Origin of the sequence: Streptomyces sp. ME19-01-6 (genome assembly GCF_033793745.1) — a bacterium.
Lineage (GTDB): Bacteria > Actinomycetota > Actinomycetes > Streptomycetales > Streptomycetaceae > Streptomyces.
Window position 1 is genome coordinate 13,265 of the sequence record NZ_JARAXF010000014.1, and the last position, 19,242, is coordinate 32,506.

Below are 19,242 nucleotides of genomic sequence, written 5' to 3' on the forward strand. Positions count from 1 at the left end.
GGCGGCACGCGGTCGGGCAGGCGGGATCAGCTGAAGGACACGCCGAAGCTGTTGGTCCTGAAGTCCAGGCCGCCGGACGAGGAGGTGATCTCGTAGCCGAACTGGACGTCGCCGATGGTGACGTCGCCGAACCAGCCCTTGGTGTTCTTGATCCAGTTCACGATGGCCTTGATGTCCACGGAGCCGGAGGTGGAGTTCGAGGTGCGGATGAAGGAGAAGACCTCATTGGCGCCGTTGCTGCCCTTGTAGACGGTCCAGCTGTGGCCGCCGAGGGTGAGGCTGCCCTGGGAGGTGCCGAGGGGACCGACCGGGCCGGTCTTGTTCATCCAGAGCATGATCTCGTAGTCGTAGTTGCTGTCCCAGATGTCGTACGAGGTGTTGTACGCGCCCGAGGACGGCACGGTGACGTTGTAGCTGCTCTTGAGGGAGCCTATGGCGCTGACCTTCTTGCCGACGACCCGCTTGGCGTTGGGGTAGGACTTGATGCCGCCGGTGTTGGGGTGGTTGGCCCAGACGCCCCAGTCGCTGGAGGAGTTGGCCCAGATGGTCTGGGATCCGGCGCCGGAGCCCCAGATGTTGTTGTAGAGCGTGTAGCCGCCGTTGGACCAGGTGCCCCACTGGTCCGACGAGGACCAGGTGGCGGCGTGGGCGGGGGCGGCGGCGAAGCCGATGAGCGCCAGGAGCGCGAACAGCGGGGTCAGGAAGAGCTTTCGAGCGGCTCGTTGCACGGTGCTGCTCCCTTCGGGTGGGGGGAATCGAGCGGGGTCAGGACCACGGCCGCATAGCGGTCGAGGCCGACCTGTGTGTCGTACACGCGGCCGGTGAGCAGGTCGGTCCGCGCGGACGGGAGGGGGACGACCGCGGGGGCGCGGCCGTGGTTGAGGAGGAACAGGTGCTCGCCGCGGAAGACGGCCTCCACGCCCTCGGGGAGGCCGGGCAGCGGTGGCCGCAGACCCGCCTCGTCGGCGGCGCGGGCCAGCAGCGCGCGCAGCGCGGCGGGTTCGGGCAGGGTGGAGACGTACCAGGCGGTGCCGGCGCCGTGACGGTTGCGGGTGATGGCGGGCCCGCCGTCGAGTTCGCCGCCCTTGATCCGGGCGACGGTCTCGGCGGTGGACGGCTCCAGGTCCTCGGACCAGAGGGTGGCGGTGAAGCCGGCCGGCCAGGAGGGGCCCTGGGCGGTGAGGGTTTCGCCCTCGTCCAGCGGCCACCACTCGTGGACCGTGCGGATGCCGAGGAGATCGCGGAGCCGCTGGTCGACGCCGCCCGGGCGGACCCGGTCGTCCTCGTCGGCGACTCCGGTGAAGAAGCCGCAGACGAGGGTGCCGCCGCCGCGTACGTAGCCGGCCAGGTTGTCCAGCGCCTCGTCGGTGAGCAGATACAGGTGGGGGACGGTGACCAGGGCGTAGTCACTGAGGTCGGCGTGCGGGTGGGCGAAGTCGGTGGTGAGGTTCTCCTCCCACAGGGCCTGGTGCCAGGCGCGCACCACCTGGGGGTAGTCGAGCCGGGCGGAGGGCCGGCCGTCCTGGACGGTGGCCCACCAGGCGTGCCAGTCGTGCAGGATCGCGGCGCGGGCGGGGACGCCGCGGCCGACGACCCCACCGAGCCGGCGCAGCTCGGCGCCGAGCCCGCGCACCTGCTGGAAGGTTCGGCTGTGCTCGCCCGCGTGCGGGACCATCCCGGAGTGGAACTTCTCGCTGCCCTGCCGCGACTGCCGCCACTGGAAGAAGCAGACGCCGTCCGCGCCGCGGGCGACGGCCTGCAGCGACCACAGGCGCATCAGCCCGGGCGGCTTGGGGTGGTTGACGCCGCGCCAGTTGACCGGGCCGGCCGCCTGCTCCATGAGGACCCAGGGGCCGCCGGCCTGGGAGCGGGTCAGGTCCTGGATCATCGCCCCGTACGCGGCGGCGTGCGGGTCCTTGGGGTCGGGGTAGAGGTCGACGGAGACCACGTCCTCCTCGGCCGCCCACGCCCAGCCGTCCTGGCCGATGAACAGGGGCATGAAGTTGGTGGTGACCGGGATGTGCGGGGTGCGGGCGGCCAGGACGTCGCGCTCGGCGGTGAAGCACTCCAGCAGGGCGTCGCTGGTGAAGCGGCGGAAGTCCAGCGCCTGGGTGGGGTTGATCAGATACTGGGCGCGGCGGGGCGGAATGATCTCCTCCCACGAGTCGTAGCGCTGGCTCCAGAAGGCGGTGCCCCACGCCTCGTTCAGCGCGTCGAGATCGCCGTACCGGGTGCGCAGCCAGCGGCGGAAGTGGCGGGCGGTGGTGTCGCACCAGCAGTGGGTGCCGTATTCGTTGCCGACGTGCCACATGCGCACCGCCGGGTGGCCGCCGTAGCGGTCCGCCAGGTCCTCGGTGATGCGCAGCGCGTACTCGCGGTAGAGCGGGGAGGAGGCGCAGAACTGGTTGCGCGAGCCGTACCAGACGGTGGCGCCGTTCTCGTCGCGCGGCAGGGTCTCGGGGTGGCGGGCGCCCATCCACGGGGGCGGGGAGGCGGTGGGGGTGGCCAGGCACACCTCGATGCCGCCCTCGTGGAGCAGGTCCAGGACCGTATCGAGCCAGCCGAAGTCGCGGGCGCCGGGGCGCGGTTCCAGCCTGGCCCAGGAGAAGACCCCGACGGTGGCGGTGGTGATCTGGGCCTCGCGCATCAGCCGTACGTCCTCGCGCCAGACGCGTTGCGGCCACTGCTCGGGGTTGTAGTCGCCGCCGTAGAGGATGCGGCCGCGGGTGACATCGCTCAGCTCGGGCATCGGGCCTCGCTTCGGGTCCGGGGGCACCGCCCAGCGGTAGCTGGGGGAATACGGCTGGCCGTGGTGCGGGGAGGCGTGCGGGAGTCCTGCGGGCTAGCCCTTGATGGCGCCGGTGAGCATGCCCTTGGTGAAGTGCTTCTGGACGAACGGGTAGAGGACCACGACCGGGATCAGGGCGAGGACCATGACGGCCATCTGCACCGCCAGGCCCGGGACCTGGCTGCTGGAGATCATCTGGGACATGCCCTGGGGCGCCTGCTGCTTGATGACCAGCTGGCGCAGGATCATCTGCAGCGGCCACATGTCCTGGTCGTTGAGGTAGAGCATCGCGTTGAACCACTGGCTCCAGTAGCCGACCGCGTAGAAGAGGGAGACGACCGCGATGACCGCCTTGGACAGCGGCATCACGATCTGCAGCAGGATCCGCCACTCCCCCGCGCCGTCGATCCGGGCGCTGTCGATCAGCTCGGGCGCGGTGGTCTGGAAGAAGGAGCGCAGCACCAGGATGTTGAAGACCGAGATGGCGCTGGGCAGGATCATCGACCAGTAGCTGCCCTCCAGGCCGACCCCGGTGACCAGCAGATAGGTCGGGATCAGACCGGCGTTGAAGAACATGGTGACGAGCAGCACCATCAGGATCGGCCGGTGCAGGAAGGACCCCCGGCGGGACAGGCCGTAGGCACACAGGATCGAGACCACCGTACTGATCACGGTGCCCACGGCCGTCAGGGCGAGGCTGACGATCGCCGCGCGGGTGACCGTGCCGCCGCCGAGCAGTTCGGAGTACGCCCGGAAGGTGATCGTCTTGGGCACCATGACCAGGCCGCCGGCGTCGGTGATGGCCTTCTGGTCGGAGAGGCTGGTGACGACCACCACCCACAGCGGCCCGAGGATCGCCAGGCACACCCCGACCAGGGTGGCGCCCTTGAGCCCCTGGCCGGCCTTGCCCGGCTCCTCCTCCCACACCGGGCGTCTGCTGTTGCGGCTCCGCGGCGCGGCCGGGGCAGGTCGCGCGGGCGCGCTCTGCGCGGTCACCGTCATTTCTGGTAAACCCCCTGCTCGCCGAGCATATGGGCGACTTTGTTGGCGATCAGGACGAGCACCAGGCTGAAGACACCCTTGATCAGACCGCCCGCGGCGGCGATCCCGTAGTCGGTGTTGGCGATGCCGACCCACCACACATAGGTGTCGAAGACTTCGGAGGCGCCCGGCCCCACCGCGTCGCGCTGCAGCAGGATCTGCTCGAAGCCCACGGTGAGCGAGTCGCCGACGCGCAGCACCAGCAGCAGGGCGATCACCGGGCGCAGCGCGGGCAGCGTGACGTGCCACATCCGCCGCCAGCGGTTCGCCCCGTCCACCGCCGCCGCCTCGTACAGGTCCTGGCTGACGGCGGAGAGGGCGGCGAGGAAGACGATGACGCCCCAGCCGCCGTCCTTCCACACCAGCTGCGCGGAGACCAGGAACTTGAACACGCCGGGGTCGGTCATCAGGTCGAAGCCCTCGTACCCGTGTTGACGCAGCTGCTGGGCGAGCAGCCCAGCCCCGCCCAGCATCTGCTGGAAGACGGTGATGACCAGCACCCAGGAGAAGAAGTGCGGCAGATACAGGATCGACTGCACCACGCCCCGGATCCGCTCGCTGAGCACGCTGTTGACCAGCAGCGCGAGCGCGATGGTGAGGGGGAAGAAGAGCACCAGCTGGATGAAGGTGATGCCGAGGGTGTTGGCGAAGGCGTCCCAGAAGCGGTTGTCCTCGAAGAGGAGGGTGAAGTTGTCGAAACCGACCCAGGGGCTGGTCCACAGCCCCTGGGTGAACGGGTCGTAGTCCTTGAAGGCGACCGTGGTCCAGATCAGCGGGACGTAGTTGAACAGCAGCAGCAGGCCGACGGCCGGCGCCACCATCAGCAGCAGGGTGCGGTCCCGGCGCAGCCGTTGCCACCACCGGATGCCGCCGTCGGGCACGCCGTCCGGCGCGGTGGGCGGCGGGGCGGACGCGGCGGAGTCGTCGGGGCCACCGGGGCCGCCGCGCCGCGTGGATCTCGCGCGGCGCGGCTTGCCGGCCCGGCTGCCGGTTTCCAGGGCCATTAGGCGCCGCTGCCGTTCTTCTCGAGGATCTTGGCGTACCAGTCGCGGAGTTTGTCACCGCCGCCGCTGCGCCAGTCGCTGATGGCGCTCTGGGCGTCGCGGATGGACTTGCGGCCGCGTACGACATCCTTGGCCAGGTCTTCGAAGGGGGTGTAGAGGGAGGCGTAGCGGTTGGGCTCCTGGATCTGCATGCCGTAGAACACGGGCTTCTTGGCGAACTTGCCCATGCGCTGCATCCAGCCGCAGTAGTCCTTCACCATCTGCGGGAAGTCCGGGTACGCGACGGTGGCCTCGGGCGAGACGATGAAGCGGTAGGTGTCCTGGACCTCGGTGACGCCCTTGGAGTTCTTGACCGGGGCGCCGTGCTTCAAGGTGTGGTGCACGCCCTCGACGCCGTAGTCGATCAGGCGCTGCTCCTTGGTGCCGTAGGGCGCGGCGATGTAGTTGGCGACGGCCAGGATCTCCTCGATCTGGTCCTTGGAGAGCTTCTTGTTGAGGAAGGACCAGATGTTCGCGGGCGGGCCCAGGTAGAGGGTGGGGTCGCCGCCGTCGGCGCCGAAGTAGTCCATCCCCTGGATCTTGAAGTCGGGGTTGGGCTCGGCCTGTTCGAAGGTGGCGCCGTACCACTTGGCGTCGCCGTCGTTCATGATCAGCGACTGGCCGGAGGTGAAGCGGGTCTGCGTGTCGTTGGCCTTGCCCGCGACCGCGTCGGGGTGGACATAGCCGCCCTTGAAGAGCTTGCGGCACCACTCCAGGGCTTCGAGGTAGTTGTCCAGCTCGACCTTGTGGACGAGCTTGCCGTCCTTCTCCACCCAGTAGAACGGCTTCTCCCCGGGGCAGCCGAAGATGATCTGCGCCGACCACCACATGTCCTCGCACGCCCACACCTTGCTCTTGGGCCGGGTGATCTCCTTGGCGAGGGCGAGGAATTCATCGGCGCTCTTGGGGACCTCGTAGCCCTCCTTCTTGAAGATGTCCTCCCGGTAGAAGGGGATCACGCCGGAGAGCGGGCGGGCGGGCATGGGCAGGCCGCGGAGCTTGCCGCCGAAGACCGACATCTGCCAGGCGGCGGTGGGGACGGCGGCGAGGTTGGGGTACTTCTTGACCTTGTCGCCGGACAGATACGGGCCGAGGTCGGCGAACTTGGCGCTGATGGCGCCCATCAGCTTTCCGCCCATCTCCCACTGCGGGATCATCACGATGTCCGCGATGTCCCCGGAGGCCAGGACGGCACTGAGCTTTTCGCCGTAGGTGTTGCCGTCCTGCGGCTGGAAGGTGATCTTCGCGCCGAGGGCCTCGTTGACGGCCTTGTAGTAAGCGCTGTTCTTGGCCGGCGGGGTGCCCCACAGCGGTTCGAACACGGTGTAGCTGCCGCCGTGGCCCGGTTTGCCCTTGACGGAGGCGACCAGCTCGGCGGCGGGCTTGGCCTGGGTGAATCCGGGGCTCGAGCCGTTCACGCTCGGGATGTCCGGCTTCACCACGTGGGAGGCCACATAGGCCGGCAGCAGCTTCTTCAGATCCTTGCCGGATGTCGTCCCGCCCTTGCCGGTGGACTCCTCGGTGGAGCACGCGGACAGCAGCGGGACCCCTCCCGCGACGGCCACCGCGGCGACGGCCGCGGAGGACAGGACGGTTCTCCGGCTCGGAGAGGAAGTGGAGGCCGGAGCCTGGGAGTTCGGCATTGCGTCAACCCTTCGTGGCGTACCCGCCGTGCGACCGATGGTCGAAGCGCTTCGATATTGCGCTGAGGTTAAGTCGGGGGGTGGGGTCGCGCAAGAGTGGCATCCAAAAGATTCCTTGAGGGCCTGTGGGCGGGCCAGGAGGTCTGTGCGGGCCTGCTTCATCGTGACATTCCCGCAACATCATGACGCTGTGGGGTTGTTGTCATTTCGAGCCTTGACATCCAGGTGGCTCGGCACCAGCATCGAAGCGCTTCGAATGACACGACCGACGCCTCCGACCTCAGTGACACCTCCGACCTCCGTGAGGGGATCCGCGCGTGAGCGGCTGCCAGGCCAGCGAGTTGACGAGACCCCCCTTTCCGGCCTTTCGCGATCCGCGGCTGCCGGTCGGCGAGCGGGTCGAGGACCTGCTGGAGCGGCTCACCCTCGACGAGCGGATCGCGATGCTGCACCAGTTCGCCCCCGCCGTGGAGCGGCTGGACCTCGCGCCGTTCCGCACCGGGCAGGAGGCGCTGCACGGCGTGGCCTGGATGGGGCCCGCGACGGTCTTCCCGCAGGCGGTGGGGCTCGGCGCGACCTGGCATCCCGAACTGCTGCGGCGGATCGGCGAGGCGGTGGGCACCGAGGTACGGGCCATGCGCGCCCGCGACGAGCGGGTGGGGCTCAATGTGTGGGCGCCGGTGGTGAATCTGCTGCGCGATCCGCGCTGGGGCCGCAACGAGGAGGGCTACGCCGAGGACCCGTACCTCACCTCGGCGCTGGCCGCCGCGTACACACACGGGCTGCGCGGCGACGACCCGGCCCGCTGGCGCACCGCGCCCGTCCTCAAACACTGGCTGGCGCACAACAACGAGACCCACCGGGACACCATGTCCTCCTCGGTGCGGCCACGTGTGCTGCACGAGTACGACCTGGCGGCTTTCCGCGGGGCGGTGCGGGCGGGCGCGGTGGCGGGCGTGATGCCCGCGTACAACCTGGTCAACGGGCGGCCCAACCACGTCTCCCCGTATCTGCGCGAGCACTTGCGCACCTGGACCGAGCAGGAACTGGTGGTGTGCTCCGACGCGGGCGCGCCCTCCAACCTGGTGGACTCCGAGCACTACTTCGACACCCACGAGGAGGCGGTGGCCGCGGCCCTGCTGGCCGGGGTGGACAGCTTCACCGACCACGACCAGGACGCGTCGAAGACGATCCAGCGGGTGCGGGGCGCGCTGCGGCGCGGGCTGATCGACGCGTCGGTCGTCGACGCGGCGGTGCGGCGGCTGCTGGCCATGCGGTTCACGCTGGGGGAGTTCGACCCGCCCGCCGACCCGGCGGAGGCGGCCGGCTTCGACACACCGGGCCACCGGGCGCTCGCCCTGGAGGCCGCCGAGCAGGCCGTCGTCCTGCTCAAGAACGACGGGCTGCTGCCGCTGTCCGACGCCACGGCGGGCACCGTCGCCGTGGTCGGCCCGCTCGCGGACGAGTGCAAGCTCGACTGGTACAGCGGCAGCCTGATCCGCCGCAGCACACCGCGCGAGGCGCTGGTGGAGCGGCTCGGCGCGGAGCGCGTGGTGTTCGTGGAGGGGACGGACACCGTGCGGCTGCGCGCCGCGGCGGGGTGGGTGCGGGTCCCGGACGCGACGTTCGAGGAACGGGAGCGGGAGGGCTCGTTCAACCCGGCGCACGCGGCCGGGCGCACCGACCTGCCGCCGGTGACCGTCGGTCCCGCGCCCACCGATCTGGCCCTGGCCGACTGGGGCGGCGGCGTCCTCACGCTGCGCGCGCCGTCGGGGCGCTATCTGACCGTGGCCGAGGACGGATTCGTACGGGCCGCGGCCGAGCAGCCCGAGGGCTGGGTGGTCCAGGAGACGTTCACGCTGGAGCGGCACGGCGACGGACATCTCCTCCGGCACGGGGGAACGGGCGGGTACGTCTGTGTCGCCGCCGAGGGCCTGAAGGTTGCCGTGCCGGACGGGTCGGCGGAGGCGGAGGCGGAGGGGACAAAGGCGGACCCGGCGAAGGCGGAGGTCTTCACGCTGGAGGTCGTCGAACGCGGTGAGGACGCGGTCGCGCGGGCGGCTGCGGAGGCCACGACCGTGCTGGTCCTGGCGGGCAACGACCCGCACATCAACGGCCGCGAGACCGAGGACCGCACCACCCTCGCGCTGCCCGCCCAGCAGGACCGGCTGTGGCGCGCCGCCCACGCCGCCAATCCGCGCACCGCCCTGGTGCTGGTCTCCAGCTATCCGTACGCGGTGGGCGAGGCGGCCGACGCGCTGCCCGCGCTGCTGTGGACCGCGCACGGCGGGCAGGCGGCGGGGACCGGGCTCGCCCGGGTGCTGTTCGGCGACGTCTCACCGGCCGGCCGGCTGCCGCAGACCTGGTACGCCGGCGAGGAGGAACTGCCGGACCTGCTCGACTACGACATCATCGCGTCCCGCGCCACCTATCTGTACTTCGACGGCGCGCCGCTGTTCCCGTTCGGGCACGGCCTGTCGTACACCCGCTTCGCGTACGGGGACCTGTCGGTGGAGCGGACGGCGGGCGAGGGTGAGGGGGCCGTGCTCACGGTGGAGTGCGAGGTCACCAACGCCGGCCCGTGCGACGGCGACGAGGTGGTGCAGATCTACGTCAGCGCCCCGGGCGCGCGGGTCCCGCGCCCGCACCGCCGGCTCATCGCCCACCGCCGGGTCCCGCTGCGCCAGGGCGAGACGGCGCGGCTGTTCCTCACCGTCCCGGCCGAGGAGGCGCTGGGCTTCTGGGATGTGGCACACGGCCGCTGGGCCGTCGACCCGGGCACGTACGAGATCCACGCCGGCGCGTCCAGCGCGGACATCCGGCGCACCACCTCCGTGACCGTCGACGGCCCGCCGCCCGCCCCGCGCCCGGTGCTGGAGCGGGGCCTTGCGGCGGCGGACTTCGACTCGGCCGACGGGGTCAGGCTGGTGGACCTGACCAAGGTGCGCGGCGACGCGGTGGCCAGTGGGGACGACGCGATCGGCCGGTTGCTCTTCCGCGCCTGCGACTTCGGGGCGGGCGCGCGGACGGTCACCGTCGAGGCGGCACGCGCGGAGAATGCGAAGAATACGGAGGGTACGGAGGGTACGGAGGGTACGGAGAATCTGGAGCCCGTGGAGACCGTGGACGACACCGGGGCGGGGGCGGACCCGGCTGGTGCGGCGGTGGTCGAACTGCACCTGTCCGACGGCACGACGCTCGCCACGGTCGCCATCCCGCCGACCGGCGGCCCGTACCGCTACACCACCGTGGGCGCCGCTCTGCCCACTCCCCCGTCGGGCGTGCATGACCTGCACATCACGCTGCGCGGGGCACTGAGACTGGCCCGTCTCGGCTTCTCCGGTTGAGGGTCCGGAGCCGCCACAGGACGGGCCCGGCCCGATATCACGGGCCCGGCCCGGTATGACGGGCCACGCGCCCACGCGGAGGACCTACGTCACCCTCCGCGTGGGCGCTCGGCATGAGGTCAGGCGTGCCTCACAGGTCGAGGCCGGTGAGGACGAGAACCCTCTCGTACGTGTAGTCCTCCATCGCGTAGCGCACGCCCTCACGGCCCACGCCGGACCTCTTCGTCCCGCCGTAGGGCATCTGGTCGGCGCGGTACGACGGGACGTCGCCCACGATCACGCCGCCGACCTCCAGCGCGCGGTGGGCGCGGAAGGCGGTCTGCAGATCGCGGGTGAAGACGCCCGCCTGCAGCCCGTACTGGGAGTCGTTGACCGCGGCGAAGGCCTCATCCTCCCCCGCCGCCTCGCGGACGATGAGTACCGGCCCGAAGACCTCTTCGCAGGAGACCGTGGCGTCGGCGGGCACATCGGTGAGCACCGTCGGGGCGTAGGCCGCGCCCTCGCGCTTGCCGCCCGTCAGCACCCGCGCCCCGCCCTGGACGGCCTCCTCCACCCAGGCCTCGACGCGCTTCGCGGCGTCCTCGCTGACCAGCGGGCCCACGTCGGTCGCGTCGTCGGAGGGGTCGCCGGTGACCTGGGCCTCGACGGCCGCGACGATCTTCGGTACGAGCCGCTCGTAGACGGAGGCGTCCGCGATCACCCGCTGCACGGAGATGCAGGACTGCCCGGCCTGGTAGTTGGAGAAGGTCCCGATGCGGGTCGCCGCCCAGTCCAGGTCGGCCTCGGAGGAGTAGTCCCCCAGCACGACGGCCGCGCCGTTGCCGCCGAGCTCCAGCGTGCAGTGCTTGAGCGGCACGGACTGCTTGATGGCGTAGCCGACCTTGTCGGAGCCGGTGAAGGAGATGACCGGCAGCCGCTCGTCCTGGACGAGGGCGGGCATCCGGTCGTTGGGCACCGGCAGCACGCTCCAGGAGCCCGCGGGAAGGTCGGTCTCGGCCAGCAGCTCGCCGAGGACCAGCGCGGACAGCGGCGTCGCCGGGGCCGGCTTGAGGATGATCGGCGCACCGACGGCCAGCGCCGGGGCGACCTTGTGGGCGCACAGGTTCAGCGGGAAGTTGAACGGCGCGATGCCCAGCACGGCCCCGCGCGGAAAGCGGCGGGTGAGCGCCAGCCGCCCGGTGCCTCCCGGGTCGGTGTCCAGCCGCTGCGCGTCCCCGCCGTTGAACCGGCGGGCCTCCTCGGCAGCGAACCGGAACACGGAGACGGCCCGGCCGACCTCACCGCGCGCCCACTTCATGGGCTTGCCGTTCTCGACGGAGATGAGCCGCGCGATCTCCTCACCGCGCTCGCCCAGCCGCCGCGAGACATGGTCGAGGGCGGCGGCCCTCGCGTACGCGGGGGTGGCGGCGAACTCGTCCTGAACGGCGGCGGCGGCCGCGACGGCCTCCTCGACCTGGGCCTCGGTGGGAACGCTCACCGCGCCGACGAGGCGCCCGTCCCAGGGGGACGTGACCTCGAAGGTGGTCTCGCCCGTGGCCTTGCGGCCGGCGAGCCAGAACGTGTGGGTGACGGCTTCGTGTGTGTCTGGCACAGCGGATCCCGACCCTTCCGAAAGTGGTGGGGTGATGGTGCGGAGGTGTCTCCACCTCCACCGTAGGCGCGGCCGGGCCGGAAGCTGTTTGTCCGGTGCGTAGCAGTCGGCCCCCGTCTCACGCCGCATTGGCGTGGCGGGGGCCGCCGGTTCACGCGGTCGCCTTGAGGGCCAGCCACAGCTCCATGCGCACATCGGGGTCGTCCAGCGACCGCCCCAGGATCTCCTCGACGCGGCGCATCCGGTAGCGGAGGGTGTGCCGGTGGACGCCGAGGTCGGCGGCCGCCGCGTCCCACTGGCCGTGCCGGGACAGCCAGGCCCGCAGCGAAGCCACCAGGTCCCCGCGGCCCGTCGCGTCGTGCTCCCGCAGCGCCCGCAGCATGCCGTCCGCGAAGGCCCGTACGGCGTCGTCGGCCAGCAGAGGCAGCACGGAGCCCGCGGCGACCTCCTCGTGCTCAACCAGTACCCGGCCCCGCCGCCGGGCCACCGAGAGCGCCTGCTCCGCCTGGCGGTAGGCGGCCGCGGCGGCCGTCGGACCCGCCGGAGCGGACAACCCGATCACGAGGTCGTCGCCCGGGGGTGCGGCGCTGCGGTCACGCGGGCGGGCCGCGGCGCCGCGGCGGCTCTCGACCGCCTTGGCGTGCTCGGCACAGGCGGAGACCGCGGCACCGCCGTCGGGGGCCAGCACGATGAGGCGCTCGCCATCGGGCACCACCAGCACGGCCTCACCGGAGCGGGCGGCGGCCGCCTCCATGGCGTCGGCGAGGGAGCGGAGGGGCTCGTCGGCCGGGACCGCCTCGGCTGGGGCCGTTCCGGTCCCTTGACGGGTACGGGCTCCTGCACCGCCCGGACCCGTACCGGCTGGACATGTACCGGCTGAGCCCGCGCCGCCCGGGCCCGCGCCGCCTGGGCCCGCGCCGCCTGGGACGGCGTCTGCCGGACTCTCCGCCGACGCCTCCTCCCCGCCGCCGATGGCGGGGCCCGGCTGCTGCGGCCCGCCTCCGTGCGGAGCTTCGGCGACGAGCATCCGGAACGGCGCGTCGAGCAGACCGCCGTACAGCTGCCCGGCGACCGCCCGCGCGTGGTCGGGCTCGCCCGCGAGCAGCATCCGCAACACGGCGGCGCCGAGCCGCTGCTCGGCCTCCTGCAGGGCGCGGGAACGCTCGGTGGTCAGGGTCAGCAGCGCCACCGCCGAGTGCACGGCATAGCGCTCGGCGGTGCCGAGGGGCGCGCCCGTGCCGACCGCGAGCACGCCACGGGCGCGGCGGCCGGTGCCCAGCGACTGCAGCTCCACCCGGTCCGCGGCCGCCGCATCGGCCGGATCCGCACCATCGGCACCGCCCTTTCCCTCGCCGTCCCCCTCGCCGTCCCCGCCCCCGGCGCCGTCCCCGGCGCCTTCTCCGCCGACGACAACACTGGCGGGAGCCGGCCGGGCGCGCAGCCGCTCCACGTCGGCGGTGAGCCGGGCGGCCCGGCGGGCCGCCCAGTCGGGGGCGGCGGCGACCACCGCGCCGGAGGCGTCGTACAGCGCCGCCCAGCCGTCGAGGTGCGCGGCGAGCCGGGCGAGGAGCGCGGCGGGCCCCTCGGTGCCGATCGCGGCGCGCGTCAGCTCGCGCTGCGCCTCGAACCCGGCGGTCACCGCGCGGTACTGGTCGGCCGCGATGGCCGCGGACACGGCCTTGCTGATGGCGATGAAGGGCGTACGCCGCGGCACTTCCAGCAGCGGCAGACCCTCCTCCTCCGCCGCGGCGACGAGCGCGGCGGGCACCTCGTCGTGGTTGACCCCGACCGCGAAGCCGAGACCCACCACCCCGGCACCGGCCAGCCGCCGCACGTAACGGCGCATCGCCTCCGGGTCCTCGGCGTCGAGTTTCATCGCGGTGGTCAGCAGCAGCTCACCACCCTCCATGTACGGCACGGGGTCGGCGAGCTCGCTGACGTGTGCCCAGCGCACGGGCGTCTCCAGCCGGTCCCCACCCGCGAGCACGGACAGCTTCAGCGCGGTGTGGTGGACCAGTGAGGCGAGGGTGGGAGGCATGTCACCTTCGGTGGACTTCGGCACGGAGATTTCGCCGTCCCGTATGAACGGCTGCAACCGATACTGCCTTAATGGACGAATCCGGGGTATCGAGGAACGTCGATTTTCGGCTGCGCGCGGACGTCAGGCGCGCAAATCCACCAGCACCGGCGGCCCGCTCTCGCCCCGGACGGAGGTCACCGACAGCACGGCGTGCCCCGCCGGGACCGCGTGCGCGAGCTCCGAGGCCGACCAGCGCTCGCGCTCGACCTTCCGCACGGTCACCGACTGGGTCGTCACAGCCTTGCCAGTGACCACCTTCCGGATGAAGTGCAGCACCTTGGTGAAGGGCTCCTCCGCGATGATCTGCCGGTCGGTGACATCCCGCGCCTCGACCCACTCCGTGCCCCACACCTCGGCGAACCGCGCCCCGTCCCAGGTCGTCACCCCGGCGTAGGCCATCCGGCAACCGACCGCGCCGAGCAGCGCGCTGCGCAGCGCCTCGGGCACGTCGTCCAGGGTGCGCAGGGTCAGGACGACACCCGCGTTGGCCGAACGCAGCCGCTGGATACCGCGGAGCGCCTCGGGAGTGACGGTGTGCGAGGCATCGTCAAGCACCAGACAGGCGAAGAGCGACCGGTCGGCGCGGCCCACGGCGCACTCGGTGAACTGCGCCAGGACCAGGCGGGCGAGCATCCGGGACGCCTCGAGGTGACCGCGCTCGGGCAGGTCGATCCGCACCCGCAGCGGGTGCTCGAGGGCGCGCAGCGAGAAGGGGCGCCGGTCACCGCCCGTGTTGAAGAACTCGGCGAACACCGGCCGGTCCAGCAGCGCGATCCGGTCGGCGAGCAGCGCCCCCACGTCGCCGGGCGCGCCGGCCTGCCGCACACGGGCGTCCAGCTCGCGCGCCTGCGCCGACTGCCCGGCCGCGTCCAGCGCCTCGCGCAGCGCCCCGACCGCGGCCTTCGAGCCGTCCAGCAGCTCGCGCAGCTCGGGCACGGACGGGAAACGGCCGTGGGCGGCGCGGTACGGGCCGAGCAGCTGGGCGAGCGCGGTGGCCGCCCGGCGGCTGTCCCCGCCCGGCAGCGACGCGGTCATGTCGCCGATCAGGGCCTCGGCGAGGACGCCCGCGGCCTCGTCGGGGTCATTAGTGCCGCCGTAGAGGTCGAGATCGTACGCGGAGTCGGGGCGGCCGATCTTCACCACGACATCGAACGCCTCATCGGTCCCGAGCCCCGACCCCGCCGCCCCCACGGCCACCACCGCCACGTGCCGCGCGAGCGCCTGCAGACACAGCGCCTCCACCACGGGCCGCACCAGCCGCCCGGTCTTCCCCGCCCCGGCCGGCCCGACGGCCAGCAGAGACGTACCGAGCACGTCGGGATCGAGGGCGAGGCCGACACCTCGGTGCCGGTAGGGGTTGCGGAGGTCATCGGCAGCGGTACCGATGCGGACCTGGCGGGCGACCAGGTCGTGTTCCGCCATACGGGCAGGCAGATCGCGCGCGCCCGAAGGGTGCCCGTGCGCGGCGGCGCCGTGACGCAGCACGGTGTCGGTGAAGGCGGCGAGCGAGTCCCGGCCGGCCCGCACGATCTGCCAGGCCCGCTGGATCCGCACGTGATCCACATCATTCATCCGCCCCGCCCGCGCCTCCTCGGCCAACCGATCCGCGGCACTGTGCGCCCCTGCCGCGCGCAGCTCGGGCCACTGGGCGGGGTCGGCTTGGGGGTCGGCCGGGGCGGGGGACGAGCCGGGGTCGTCCCATGCGCGGCGGAAGAGGGGGGCCATGTATCGCCGCCAGACTTCGTCCCAGTGGCCGATACGACCAAAAATCACACCCAGTGCCACCCATACCAGGCCAATGTAGAGACGCTGGGCCCACCAGCCTGCATCGGTATTGCCACCCCGCTGGTACCACGAATCGGGCGTCAGCAAGTACAAGGGCCAGTTCCAGTAGTTGCCGAGGTAACCGTGCCAGAGCAACGACCACAACAGCCAGCCGCAGAGGGCAGCGATGAGCGCACCGCTCAGCAAGCGGCGACCGGGGATCCGATCGGGGTCCTCGGGCAGCTTGGGCTTGTGTCCGTACGTCCAGACTCCTGGAGCCGCCGCCGCCCGGGGCACACGCAGCCAAGAGATCAGGGGTGGCTCCGCCGCAGGTGGAGCCGTTGCCGGGCTCGGAGGCGTCGCCGGGAGGCTCATGGGCGGCGGGGCCGACGGCTGGGGTGGGAGCGGGGGGGCCTGGTGGGGGTACGAGGGCGGTCCCGCGACGGGTGGAGGGCCGGCGGGCGGGTTGGGGAGCGGGGTGGGGAAAGGGGGTGGGGTGGCCGGGTGGGGGGGTGGGTTGCGGTGGGTGCCGCGTGAGTCGAATGTGCCCTCGGTGTCCATCTGCTGCCCCTTGCCCCCTGACCGGCTGTGCTCCGTGCTTCGCGTCATCGCGCTGACGCGCCGGCGTCCAATCTAGTGTTCCCGGCCGAGGAGTTCAGCGACCCGGCGGTTCCCACGTCCCGCGGGCGGCGGCACAGCGGCAGTGACGGAGCTCCGCGCTATGTCCGTCATGGACAACGCAACACGCCCACTACTCCCGAACGGAACATGCCGCACCCCCCGCGCCCCGCCTAGCCTGCGAGTTGAAGCGCCGTCCTTCCCTCCTCCCCCTGGACCACCTGGAGCACCCCATGACCGAACTGTCCGGAGGCCCCTCACTCCCGCAGGAGCGCCGCGTCGTCACCGCGATTCCCGGCCCGAAGTCCCAGGAGCTGCTCGCGCGCAAGACCGCGGCGGTGGCCAATGGTGTGGGGACCGTCCTGCCGGTGTTCGCCGTGCGGGCGGGTGGCGGGGTGATCGAGGATGTGGACGGCAACTCCCTCATCGACTTCGGCTCGGGCATCGCCGTGACCTCCGTCGGCTCCAGCGCGGAGGCCGTCGTCCGCCGCGCCACCGCCCAGCTCGCCGACTTCACCCACACCTGCTTCATGGTCACCCCCTATGAGGGCTACGTACAGGTCTGCGAGGAGCTCGCCGCCCTCACCCCCGGCGACCACCCCAAGAAGTCAGCACTCTTCAACTCCGGTGCCGAGGCCGTCGAGAACGCCGTCAAGATCGCCCGCGCCTACACCAAGCGCCAGGCCGTCGTCGTCTTCGACCATGGCTACCACGGCCGCACCAACCTCACCATGGCGCTGACCGCGAAGAGCATGCCGTACAAGCACGGCTTCGGCCCGTTCGCGCCCGAGGTCTACCGCGTCCCGGTCGCCTACCCCTACCGCTGGCCGACCGGCCCGGACCACTGCGCCGACGAAGCCGCCGCCCAGGCCATCGACATGATCACAAAGCAGGTCGGCCCCGACAACGTCGCCGCCATCATCATCGAACCCGTCCTCGGCGAAGGCGGCTTCATCGAGCCCGCCCCCGGCTTTCTCCCCAAGATCGCCGCTTTCGCCGAGGACAACGGCATCGTCTTCGTCGCCGACGAGATCCAGTCCGGCTTCTGCCGCACCGGACAGTGGTTCGCCAGCCAACACGAAAACCTCGTCCCCGACCTCATCACCACCGCCAAAGGCATCGCCGGCGGCCTCCCTCTCGCCGCCGTCACCGGCCGCGCCGAGATCATGGACGCCGCCCACACCGGCGGCCTCGGCGGCACCTACGGCGGCAACCCCGTCGCCTGCGCCGCCGCCCTCGGCGCCATCCAGACCATGCGCGACCTCGACCTCAACGCCAAAGCCCAGCGCATCGAGCACGTCATGAAAACCCGCCTGGCCGCACTCCAGGACAAGCACGACATCATCGGCGACCTCCGCGGTCGCGGCGCCATGATCGCCATCGAGCTGGTGAAGTCCGGCACCAAGGACCCGAACCCGGAGGCGACGGCGGCGCTGGCCAAGGCCTGTCACGCTGCGGGCCTGCTGGTCCTGACCTGCGGTACGTACGGGAATGTGCTGCGCTTCCTGCCGCCGCTGGTCATCGGCGAGGAGCTGCTGAACGAGGGGCTGGGCGTTCTCGAAGAGGCGTTCGGTCAGCTGTGACTGTGAGTGATCGATGGGCGGCGTGAAGAAGATGTGCGAGGGCGATGACAGCTGGGTGATCGGCCTGTCGGGCGCGGCTTCGCTGCCGTACGGTCGTGACAGATGAGAGAAACACCCCGCTCGCAGGGGACTGCGAGCGGCGCCGAGCCGGTGCTTCCCCAGCCCCGACCCGGCTGTGCCCTCGCGCACACCACTGGAGCCTCCGGCTCCGGATCTCCTCACCGATCGGATGGCCGCCCGCCCCAAACCCCCCGGGGCGCGCGGTACACCGGTCACCCCGGCGGCCCCGGAACCACCCCCCCTGTTCCGGGGCCGCCGATCATTCTCACGTCGGTCCGCGCCCTGGCGGCTCTGTTCACCCTGGTGGCCCTCTTCGCGCTGGGCACCTGGCAGGTGGCCGCCCACGGCCCGCTGCGCTCGCTCGACGAGCGGCTCGGCCGGGCGCTCACCACGTCCTCAGGGCTCGGGCCCACGCTCCTTCCCTCCCCCGCCGCCGAGTTCTTCGCCGACCTCGGCAACATGGCCGTGGCCCTGCCGGTGCTCGCGGCCGTGCTCGGCTGGGTGGCGTGGCGGGAGCGGCGCGCGGGGGCAGCGCGCTGGTGGCTGCCCCCGCTGGCCGCCGCCGCGGCGATGGCGGCGGTCCCGGCCCTCGTCGCCCCGGCCAAGGCCCTGATCGACCGCCCCGGCCCGCCCGGCCCCCTCGCGGACGGCTCCGGCTTCTACCCCTCGGGCCATGCCGCCACCGCCGCGGTCGCCTACGGCGCGGCCGTCCTGCTGCTGCGCCCGTATCTCCACAACCTGCAAAAGCGGCACCGGCCGCTCCGGCGTGCCCTCGTCGGGGCGGTGGTGCTGCTGAACCTCGCCGTGGGCGTGGGGCTGGTTCGGCGCGGCTATCACTGGCCGCTGGACGTGGCCGGGAGCTGGTGTCTGTCCGGCTGTCTTCTGTGGGTGCTGTGGTGGGCGCTGTCGCGGGGGCAACGTGCAGTGGTCCGGCGCGTCAACAGGGACGGCTGAGTCACCCGAGGGCGGACAGGGGTAGCCTCCGCACGTCCGTGAGGGGAAGCAGGGGGATGCCTCCGGGCCGCTCCATCGCCTGCCACATCTGTCTGGCAGGCCGGTCGCTCGGAACCGTGCCCTCGGTATCGAGGAAATACCGCTGCATGAACTCCTGTATCGGACCGGGACGGATCGTGGCACCGGACCGCCCACCCACGTCAGCGCTTCCCGACAGCATCACGAGGAGCATCCCGTAGACCCGGTCCATGCCACTGCCCAGAGACGGCTGGAAATACGGCACATCGAGGGCACGGCCGCCACACCGTGCGTAGAAACGCAGTCTCGCCACGGGATCGCCGTACACCTCATCGCCCTGATGAGCCAGCGGATGTTCGAGTTCTGCGAGGGTCAGCAGGGGCCTAAGACGGCGTTGCCAACCACCGCTCACCTCTTCCATCAGCAAGCTGCCCAGTCCGCTGCAGCGGGCCTCGGCACGCACGGCGAGGTACGCGAGCAGCAGCACCCCCGATTCGGGTGACCAGTCACCGACAGCCGCGGCCACCGGCAGAGAATCCTCGTCCACGATCGCGGTGACGAGCCTGAGGTCTTTCTCCAGCCCCGACCGCAGTTCGTCATACGACTCGAGCTCGTTCGACGGGAAGTACGCCAGCAGCACGTCCCTGTACACCCGCGTGAGCAGAAGGTCATCGTCGGCGCGCACCTCGACCATACGCATCCCGGGACGCAC

At 71.8% G+C, this 19,242-nt stretch carries 12 protein-coding genes; 3 read left to right on the plus strand and 9 right to left on the minus strand.

The features are described 5' to 3' along the window. Positions 1 to 26: 26 nt before the first annotated feature. The 5 genes from PV419_RS27730 to PV419_RS27750 form a co-directional block, all read right to left on the minus strand. Positions 27 to 728, minus strand: coding sequence for a GH12 family glycosyl hydrolase domain-containing protein (locus tag PV419_RS27730; RefSeq protein WP_319693587.1), 702 nt, complete (start codon positions 726 to 728; stop codon positions 27 to 29). Next, a complete protein-coding gene (locus PV419_RS27735) occupies positions 698 to 2,749 on the minus strand; it encodes a beta-galactosidase (protein ID WP_319693588.1) in 2,052 nt (683 codons plus the stop codon). Before PV419_RS27735 ends, PV419_RS27730 begins: the two co-directional genes overlap by 31 nt. 93 nt (positions 2,750 to 2,842) lie before the next feature. Then, positions 2,843 to 3,790, minus strand: coding sequence for a carbohydrate ABC transporter permease (locus PV419_RS27740; protein ID WP_319693590.1), 948 nt, complete (start codon positions 3,788 to 3,790; stop codon positions 2,843 to 2,845). After that, complete coding sequence (locus tag PV419_RS27745) at positions 3,787 to 4,833, minus strand: ABC transporter permease (protein WP_319693592.1); 1,047 nt, start codon at positions 4,831 to 4,833, stop codon at positions 3,787 to 3,789. Before PV419_RS27745 ends, PV419_RS27740 begins: the two co-directional genes overlap by 4 nt. Then, a complete protein-coding gene (locus tag PV419_RS27750) occupies positions 4,833 to 6,515 on the minus strand; it encodes an extracellular solute-binding protein (protein WP_319693593.1) in 1,683 nt (560 codons plus the stop codon). Before PV419_RS27750 ends, PV419_RS27745 begins: the two co-directional genes overlap by 1 nt. Positions 6,516 to 6,856: 341 nt before the next feature. Between PV419_RS27750 and PV419_RS27755 the strand changes: the two genes are divergently transcribed. Beyond that, positions 6,857 to 9,862 (plus strand): glycoside hydrolase family 3 C-terminal domain-containing protein, encoded by a 3,006-nt coding sequence (locus tag PV419_RS27755; RefSeq protein ID WP_319693595.1) that lies wholly within the window; start codon positions 6,857 to 6,859, stop codon positions 9,860 to 9,862. Between the two features lie 130 nt (positions 9,863 to 9,992). Here the strand turns inward: PV419_RS27755 and PV419_RS27760 are convergent, their stop codons facing one another. The 3 genes from PV419_RS27760 to PV419_RS27770 form a co-directional block, all read right to left on the minus strand. Further along, complete coding sequence (locus PV419_RS27760) at positions 9,993 to 11,453, minus strand: aldehyde dehydrogenase family protein (RefSeq protein ID WP_319693597.1); 1,461 nt, start codon at positions 11,451 to 11,453, stop codon at positions 9,993 to 9,995. Positions 11,454 to 11,604: 151 nt separating this feature from the next. Beyond that, positions 11,605 to 13,491: a PucR family transcriptional regulator gene (locus PV419_RS27765; RefSeq protein WP_319693598.1), complete on the minus strand. Its 1,887-nt coding sequence runs from the start codon at positions 13,489 to 13,491 to the stop codon at positions 11,605 to 11,607. A gap of 123 nt (positions 13,492 to 13,614) precedes the next feature. Beyond that, positions 13,615 to 15,858 (minus strand): ATP-binding protein, encoded by a 2,244-nt coding sequence (locus tag PV419_RS27770; RefSeq protein ID WP_319693600.1) that lies wholly within the window; start codon positions 15,856 to 15,858, stop codon positions 13,615 to 13,617. A gap of 290 nt (positions 15,859 to 16,148) precedes the next feature. Between PV419_RS27770 and gabT the strand changes: the two genes are divergently transcribed. Both gabT and PV419_RS27780 read left to right on the plus strand, forming a co-directional pair. Then, positions 16,149 to 17,498, plus strand: coding sequence for a 4-aminobutyrate--2-oxoglutarate transaminase (gene gabT / locus PV419_RS27775; protein WP_319693602.1), 1,350 nt, complete (start codon positions 16,149 to 16,151; stop codon positions 17,496 to 17,498). A 363-nt stretch (positions 17,499 to 17,861) separates the two neighbouring features. Further along, entirely contained in the window at positions 17,862 to 18,512 is a 651-nt protein-coding gene (locus PV419_RS27780) for a phosphatase PAP2 family protein (RefSeq protein ID WP_319693603.1), read from the plus strand. A 1-nt stretch (position 18,513) separates the two neighbouring features. On the opposite strand, the gene PV419_RS27785 is transcribed toward PV419_RS27780, so the two are convergent. Beyond that, positions 18,514 to 19,230, minus strand: coding sequence for a GNAT family N-acetyltransferase (locus PV419_RS27785; RefSeq protein WP_319693605.1), 717 nt, complete (start codon positions 19,228 to 19,230; stop codon positions 18,514 to 18,516). Positions 19,231 to 19,242: the final 12 nt, after the last annotated feature.